The sequence below is a fragment of the Paenibacillus sp. TSM33 genome (assembly GCF_056099025.1).
Genome location: NZ_JBLZXB010000001.1, coordinates 62,637 through 70,596, shown reverse-complemented (window position 1 = coordinate 70,596; position 7,960 = coordinate 62,637). Strand labels below are relative to the sequence as shown.

The window sequence follows — 7,960 nt, the reverse complement described above, 5'->3', positions numbered from 1 at the left end:
TCATTGATCAAGTGAAACAATTTCCTCCGCCTCAGCCACCAATCGATCGCCTACGGTAGCCCGGCCACTTCCGAGAATATAACCACGCCGACGCTTGACCACTTCAAAATAGAGATCAATTCGGTCCCCAGGCTTCGCGAAGCTATGAAAACGAACGCCGTTGAGGTTGGTCAGGTATGAAATACCTCTTTTGTCAATCGCAGCGAATGCCGCTAATTGTGCAAGCGACTCCACGATCAGCATAGGAGGCATGTATGGATTAGCCTCTGTAATAAACCATTCGCTTGAGGTAACAAGCTTGTACCCCTTTGCCCATTGCGACGTTTCGTACCCGGTCACGCCATCGAGCAGAAGAAATGGGTACCTGTGCGGAAGCACATCCTGAATATGGATTAGCTCTTCACTCACAGGCTTATACCCCCTCCCACTTACGAACGGCAAGACAGACGTTGTGCCCTCCAAAGCCAAATGAGTTACTAATCGCCGCACGAACCTCACGTTCCTGATATACATGAGGTACAAAATTCAGTTCAGGGGCTTCAGGATTGTCGCAATTGAGTGTCGGTGGTACTTTGCTGTGGATCATGCTCTGTACCGTTGCAATTAATTCGACTGCCCCAGCACCGCCCATTAAATGGCCTGTCATGGATTTAATAGACGATATTGCCAAACGGGGAGCATGCTCTCCAAATACTTTCTGAATAGCATTAATCTCCATGCGATCATTAAATGGCGTACTCGTGCCGTGGGCATTGACATAGTCAATCTCCTGCGGTGTCAAACCACCATCTTGCAGTGCTATATTAATCGCTTCTGCCGGGCCGGAGCCCGAGGGATCTGGAGCCGTGATATGATATGCATCCGTTGTGCATCCATAACCCGCAACTTCAGCCAAAATGGTGGCCCCCCGGTTCAAGGCATGCTCCAACTCCTCCAGTACTAGAACCCCTGCCCCACCACCGATGACAAAACCGTCGCGATCCGTATCAAACGGGCGACTGGCTTTCTGCGGCTCTTCATTACGTCTGGAGAGAGCATGAATATTCGCAAAAGATGCCAAATCAAGCTGACTAAAGTTGGCCTCTGCTCCTCCAGCCACTACGACATCAGCTGTGCCGTACTGGATCGTACGTAATGCTTCACCGATGGCATTGCTTCCTGTGGCACAAGCAGTAACCACAGCAAACGAAGGTCCCTTAGCACCAATGGCAATAGAGATTTCGCCAGGCGCGGAATTAATCATCATCGAGGAAACAAAATAAGGAGAGACCCTTTTAGGACCAAGCTCCGTTAATTTTCTGTAGTTCTCCTCTATGACGTCGAGGCCGCCTGCTCCAGAGCCGACGATAACACCCACACGACCTGCATTCCGCTCGTCAATGACTAACTTTGACTGCTCGACTGCCTGGCGGGCAGCCGCCAAGGCAAATTGAGTGAACTGCGCAACCTTTTGCGCTTCCTTTTTGCTCATATACTCCAACGGGTCAAAGCCCGTAACCTGCGCACCAATTTTTGTTGGTATATTTGCTGTATCGAAAACAGTGACAGGTCCGATTCCACTTTTTCCTTCCAGCAGTGAATTCCAGAAATCTGTAAGATGAAGCCCGACCGGCGTTACGACTCCCTGTCCTGTCACTACAACACGTCTTCTCACCATACCCACGTCCTTCGCTGAAATTAATTCTTGGAAGCCTGTTGCTCGTAGAGAGGAAAGTCGCCATATACATGACGAATTTTCTCATGCACATCTGCAAGGTCAGCAAATACCTCGACGACCACAAGCTTGTTCTCCTTGTATTTTTGCCAAGCAAGCTGAAGCTGTTCCCGGGCCTCCCCCTTGCTCCGAATTGCCAGACTTTCGACAAACTCATACTGGGGAATTTGGATTCCTGTCTTGGCCGCCTCCGAAACAAATGGGAAGGCCTGTCCTGGGATATGCTTATAATTCATCTGATTTTGCAGCCAACCATAGCCGCCATTATTGAGTACAAGATAAATTAAAGGTATTTGGTACTGTACCGCCGTCATAAAATCTGAACAAAATAGATTAAATGCACCGTCACCTACAAGCGCCACTACCGGACGTTCCGTTGCTACACTTGCCCCCAGAGCAGCGGCCGCACCGAAACCGAGACTCGTTTGATCACTGGGAACAATCGAAAGTGAGCCTGAGGCAAAACGGAAATATGGATAAAAGTAGGACCACATATCCTGCAATCCGTTCTCTTGTAAAAGCACCAGGTCTTCAGGGAACTCTGCCTGAATCATGTCCAACAGCTCTGGAACGTGGATGCCGGGGGCCCTTTTCAGCTCTTCCAGATAATTAACCCTCTGAGAAAAAGCCTTCTGTTTGCATCTTCCGATCGTTTCAAGCCATGCTTCATCCGGCTCTTGCCCGCGTCGTTCAAGCCATTGCTCCACTGCCGCATATCCGTCACCAAGCAACTTGATGCCCCTGAATTCGTGAGCGAAATCCTCCAGCTCTACATTGACTTGAATTAAAGGCGTATCCTGCAGCAAAATATCCCACTCGAACGTAGCCGTTTCTTCCAATCGGCTGCCCAGTGTAATAACTACATCAGATTCATTCCAGATTTGCCTCAGACTCAGATCGGTATAAAGCCCAGCAACACCACAGAAAAGTGCATGATCTTCATTAATTACGCTTCTTCCCGAGGCAGTCGCGAATAAGGCTGCTCCATGTTGGCTGGCGAACCGCTCAATGACATCACCTGTTCCTGACTTCATTCCACCCCCGACTAGAATGAGAGGCCTGCGGGCTGTCTCAATAATGCTCCATGCAGCATCCAACTCCCGAAGTGATGGAGAGCACGACAGCTTTTCTGGCGAGGCAAACTGAAGCTCTGTTGGCACAGGCTGGTCCATCAGGTTTTCGGGTAGTTCGATATAGACAGGTCCCGGTGCTCCATTGATAGCCAAAAAGGCAGCCCGCTCCATTGCCCATACAAGCCGATCCACATGCTCGACACGGTAAGCCCATTTTACGAGTGGCTTCACGAGTGAGATTTGATCGGCTTCCTGAAAGGATCGGGTACCCAGCTTGTCTCCTCCGGTGCCAAGCGCCAAAAGCAGAAGCGGGGCACCCAGGTTCTTGGCTTCCAACAGCCCCGTAAGTGTATTACTGAGCGCAGGACCTTTTCCCACAACACACACGGACATCTGATTAGTTGTGAGCGCATAGCCTGCGGCCATAAACACAGCATTACGCTGATCTTTGCAGAGAATAAATTCCATACCGGATGAGGGAAGTGACGTTACGATGTTGAGATCGTCACTTGGTAATCCAAAGAGGTGCTGAACCCCAGCCGATTGTAAGTAGCCAATGACGGCATCCCAGGGGGATATACTTGCGGTCATACCAAACTCCTCTTTTCTGACAAATATTCTGCGACAATTTCCGAGATCAAAATCGGCTTCGAGACAAGCTTATAATCGTAAAAAATATAGTTCGACATCGTGCCATAGCCACCAAAAGGCTTGTTGCCTTGATCCACATCCTCAAGTGTTTGGTTAATGGTCAGCGTGTGCTTCTTTCGCAGAACATCAGTCAGATGCTCCGACCCGTATAAGCTGCATCCCATTGCCCGTTCGCTGAAATAACTGGAGGAAATGCGCTTGATCAATTGCTCGTCGTCTTGGTAGCTAACTACATTGAACACTGGCGAAAAATACTCAATAATCTCCAGGTTCTGATCCAATTCGCTATATACAACCGTTGGCTCCATCTTTTTCGTACGGAAATCAATGCCGCCGCCGTAAATAATAAACTTATCGTTCGTATTAAAATATTCAGAGACTGAATATAGCGTATCTTTATAGAATATAGGGGAATAGTTCGCGTTCGGGTCATTATTGGCCCCAAATACGAGTTCATCAAGCCGTTGAATCAGCAAGTTTTTGAATGGCTCACTCACCTCTTGATGTACCAGGATGATGTCGGGTCCCAGGCAGTCCTGTCCAGAGTTGAACAATCTCATTCGGATCACATCGGTAACCGCCAGCTCCAGATCGGCATCTGGTCCAATGATGAAAGGATTGATCCCCTGCCCATAAAAAATGTAGAGCTGATCTTTTCGGATCTGCTTTTTGATCTTCTCCGCATTGGTGTAGCTCCCGGTGAACACCACAATATCAGCTGGCATCACGGAATTCTCCATGAACACCTTCTGGCTAACTTTACGAATATAGATAGGTAATTCGTGTACAGCCTGGAGCTTTTCATGCAGCATATTGACGTACTCGTTTACGTGAGAAGAAGGACGAAAGTCTATATTTTCAACGTACAGGGACGGAATCAAGAGGTATAATGCATAGGAGTACAAAATGACGTTGGAAGGCATGAATACAGCCATAGATCGTTGCCAGCTTGGCTGATGGGTCTGCACTTCTTGCAATGCACCTTGAAGTGTGAGGATCGTGGAGTCAATCTCTGCATTGGCGGCCCGATAGGATGAAAATTGTGTGAGAATATCCATCACTTCCTGCCGATTTTCAATCAAATAATTGAGGCATTTCAGAATAGATTCATGCCTTTTCAAAAACAGCGTGTTTTCTGCCAGCTCTGGATTTATACTCATGGCACATTCTCCCTTTCCTATATGCAATTTTGGTAAATATCTTGTTATGCTTTGCGAGAAGCAGCTTTCTCTAGAGCAGTGCGCTCCATCTCCAGACGATCTACTTTTCCATTGCGATTTAAAGGAAAATGGTCGAGCGGAAGCAAAAGATCGGGAAACATGTAAGAAGGGAGCACCCGATTCATCTCTTTGCGGAGCACAGGTAAGGTCTGTGAGGATTCACTTTCAATGAATGCAACAAGCAAGGTCCCTTTTGCCTCATCCTCCAAAGTAATCACACAAGATCGGTAACCCAGCGAACCAATCCGGTCCTCGATATAGACTGGAGAGACCATGTAGCCCATCCGGTTGACCGTCTTACCGCTGCGACCAATAACATACAGCATTCCGGCATCCAGATAGCCTAGATCTCCCGTCTTGAACCAGCCATCCTCTAGAACAGATTGTGTCAGGTCTGGACGATTCAAATAACCTTCCATGCATCCGGCACTTCGTATCCACACTTCGCCTACGATACCGTCCGCCTGCTGGTTGCCTGTAGAATCAAGTATTTTCAAATCCACACCAGGTAATGGTTTGCCACAACCCTTCGGACAATCCAGCGTTCCCAGCGTAACGTTGCCCAGTTCAGAAAGACCGTAACCATTCAGCAGGGGCTGTCCAAATATGTTGCTAAATTTCTCTTCGAGATCTTGAGTAAGTGGAGAACCGCCTACGCACCACATGCGGACTGGAGATTGCTTGATCAATTCCAGTTGTTCGGGTTTTCGGCTTAGCATACGCAACAAGGTGTAAAAAGCAGAGGGGTTAGCGTCTACGACCGTCGCCCGGTCTTTCGTAATACTTGCAATGACGCTCCAGAGGTTTTTTGGATTGCAGATGATGAGAGAACATGAGGTTAACCACCAGGAGAAGATAAGTGAAATTCCATAAAAATGAGAGAAAGGCACTACGGGGAGCATATGGTCAGACGGTATGTAGTTCATAGCGTGTATGGAATGTCTGATATTCTCCATAAAAGCTGAACCAGCTTTCACGATTCCCTTGGGTTTTCCCGTCGTACCTGAAGAATACAGAATGAGCGCATCCGGTCTCTCGCACCACTTGTTAAAGTCGAGGGCTTCGGGCTTTGGCTCTCCCACCCAATGCGGGTGTACTGCTTCTTCTTGAATGAGATCTTGAATCAGAATAACGAGAGCATGAGGAACTTCTAAATCGGAATCCGTCAGAATGCAACAGGCACCCGCTTCATCATAGATTTGGGCCACCTCATCAATTACAGTCTGCTCGTCCACCACAGTTACCGAAACTGCGAGATGACACAGGGAAAACAGAGAAACAACAAACCAATAGGAATTGGCCGCTTTCAGAATCACTCTACCGTCTTCAGGAATTCCTCTGAGAGCCAACATCCGTGAGAAAATCGTCACATCCCGTTCCAGACGCTCCCTGCTCATAATTCCTTCCGGCGAGATAATACGGCAATCCGTATGCGTAATAAGCACAACGTTCCCTCCTTACATCCCCGTAATATGGTATCCAGCATCTACATGGATCACTTCACCCGTAATGCCTCTCGATAAATGGGAAAATAGGAATAACGCCGTATCTCCGACTTCGGACGTATCGACCGTCTTGCGTAGGGGCGTAGTTTCTTCAATATGCTTTAGCATTGTGTTAAAATCTTTAATGCCATAGGCGGCCAAAGTACGTATAGGACCAGCCGAAATCGCATTTACACGAATGCCATAAGTACCTAGATCATTCGACAAATAGCGCATGCTGGCTTCCAGTGAAGCCTTTGCTACACCCATAATGTTGTAATTCTTGATGGCTCGTTCCGCACCGATATACGTCATGGTGACGATACTTCCACCCTCCGTCATCAGCGGGTATACGCGACGGGATACAGCAGCCAGAGAATAGGCACTGATTTCTTGAGCAACCGCGAACCCCTCGCGAGAAGTGTCGACGAACAAGCCCTCCAAATCCTCAGCCTTAGCAAACGCAACACTGTGGAAATAGCCGTGCAAGACGCCTACCTTCTCCTTGAGAAAATCCGCCAGTGCATCCAATTCTTCATCGCTCTGTACATTGCAAGGACAGACAATGGAACCCGGAATGGTTTCAGCGAGCTTTAGCACCCGTTCCGCAACCCTCTCATTTTCGTAAGTGAAAATGAGATTTGCTCCTTCAGCTGCTAAAGATTGGGCTGTCCCCCAGGCAATACTCCTGTTATTAGCTACACCCATAATCAAAATGTTCTTCCCACTCAGTAGTACTGCCACAGAAACCACCTTTCTTTTTTTTACATTTTTAAACATAATAACAACTTAATTGCGTTTGTCTACATATATAGACATATATAATCTTTCCTGGAATATTATCTCTTCAGTTGCCAAACTTATATAGGCGCCGTTTTAGGCAGATGCCAAGAATATTTTAAAAATTGTGAATGTTGATTCTATTGGTCTGTGTTCAAATCGGAAGGAGTCCATACGTGTGAAAAAGTAGAGAGGCAACAATAAGGTGACTGTCCAAGTAAGTTTATTATAAAAATATCATACTCTTATAAATATTTCCATTCCAACGATAGACTCATCCCATTATCGGAAGTAACCACTTCATTTTCACCAGCCAAGATCTTCCGATTTGAACATCCTAAGTAACCCGTCTGATTCAGCGCAAAGCTTGAAGTCTTACTTTTCTAAGGCTAAGCCTTATGGTTATGTTTTTTAGGAGCTAACGTATAGCTAAAGGAGACAACAAAGTCGATTGCCAGAACGATCGCCCATGTTTGCATAATGCCCTCCAATGCCGCTGTACGCTGCGGATCACCTACATATACAATGATGGCGAGCAACAAAGCGTTGCCTATAGCCCAGCCCAAAAGGTGAAGCAGCCAACCTATTCGTTCCTCTTTTGCATGCGCAGCACCATACTTGCGTTCAGGCTTGGGTCCCTTGCCAAACCAATGAGAGAACCGTACATCCGCCCACTTAATTAACCTATGACCAAACGCTACGGTAATACCAAAGTAACAGGCTGCCAGGCCAGTAGCAGTTGTAATCTCCATGCCACTTCTCACCGTGATGAACACCGCAATCAGCAACAGGATATCAATAATTGGGGTAAATAGTAAAAGAAGCCCCCCTAATTTCTTCAATCCAAACATATACCTTGCGACTAACCCTGCAACAACAAAAACCCAAAACAAAACCTCAGCACTAATAATAAATAAATACATAATGGACGATTCCTTTCAAATTTGAAATTGGTATTCCCCTAAGTCTCCCCCCTTCATGCCCACTATCATACAATATTATACATAATATTCCTAGTATTTTGTCTATAATTACATA

7 protein-coding genes are annotated in these 7,960 nt (G+C 46.9%); all 7 read right to left on the bottom strand.

Going from position 1 to position 7,960, the window contains the following annotated elements:
* A complete protein-coding gene (locus ACN6NF_RS00355) occupies window positions 1-408 on the bottom strand; it encodes a 3-hydroxyacyl-ACP dehydratase FabZ family protein (protein ID WP_474314160.1) in 408 nt (135 codons plus the stop codon).
* Window positions 409-412: 4 nt separating this feature from the next.
* The gene (gene fabF, locus ACN6NF_RS00350; protein WP_013368717.1) at window positions 413-1,657 is read right to left on the bottom strand and encodes a beta-ketoacyl-ACP synthase II; all 1,245 of its coding nucleotides are present in this window, start codon (window positions 1,655-1,657) and stop codon (window positions 413-415) included.
* A 20-nt stretch (window positions 1,658-1,677) separates the two neighbouring features.
* Complete coding sequence (locus tag ACN6NF_RS00345; RefSeq protein WP_474314156.1) at window positions 1,678-3,378, bottom strand: thiamine pyrophosphate-binding protein; 1,701 nt, start codon at window positions 3,376-3,378, stop codon at window positions 1,678-1,680.
* Window positions 3,375-4,598, bottom strand: a complete 1,224-nt coding sequence (locus ACN6NF_RS00340; protein ID WP_013368715.1) for an aldehyde dehydrogenase family protein — start codon at window positions 4,596-4,598, stop codon at window positions 3,375-3,377. Before ACN6NF_RS00340 ends, ACN6NF_RS00345 begins: the two co-directional genes overlap by 4 nt.
* Before the next feature lie 44 nt (window positions 4,599-4,642).
* Entirely contained in the window at window positions 4,643-6,103 is a 1,461-nt protein-coding gene (locus ACN6NF_RS00335) for a class I adenylate-forming enzyme family protein (RefSeq protein ID WP_474314153.1), read from the bottom strand.
* Window positions 6,104-6,115: 12 nt separating this feature from the next.
* A complete protein-coding gene (fabI, locus tag ACN6NF_RS00330) occupies window positions 6,116-6,886 on the bottom strand; it encodes an enoyl-ACP reductase FabI (protein ID WP_420539621.1) in 771 nt (256 codons plus the stop codon).
* Window positions 6,887-7,311: 425 nt separating this feature from the next.
* Window positions 7,312-7,845, bottom strand: a complete 534-nt coding sequence (locus ACN6NF_RS00325; protein WP_264218236.1) for a hypothetical protein — start codon at window positions 7,843-7,845, stop codon at window positions 7,312-7,314.
* Window positions 7,846-7,960 lie beyond the last annotated feature (115 nt).

What these genes read in the sequence shown, in the direction of transcription:
- fabF (WP_013368717.1), bottom strand. Translation starts at nt 1,657, where the DNA reads ATGGTGAGAAGACGTGTTGTAGTGACAGGACAGGGAGTCGTAACGCCG.
- ACN6NF_RS00345 (WP_474314156.1), bottom strand. Translation starts at nt 3,378, where the DNA reads ATGACCGCAAGTATATCCCCCTGGGATGCCGTCATTGGCTACTTACAA.
- ACN6NF_RS00340 (WP_013368715.1), bottom strand. Translation starts at nt 4,598, where the DNA reads ATGAGTATAAATCCAGAGCTGGCAGAAAACACGCTGTTTTTGAAAAGG.
- ACN6NF_RS00325 (WP_264218236.1), bottom strand. Translation starts at nt 7,845, where the DNA reads ATGTATTTATTTATTATTAGTGCTGAGGTTTTGTTTTGGGTTTTTGTT.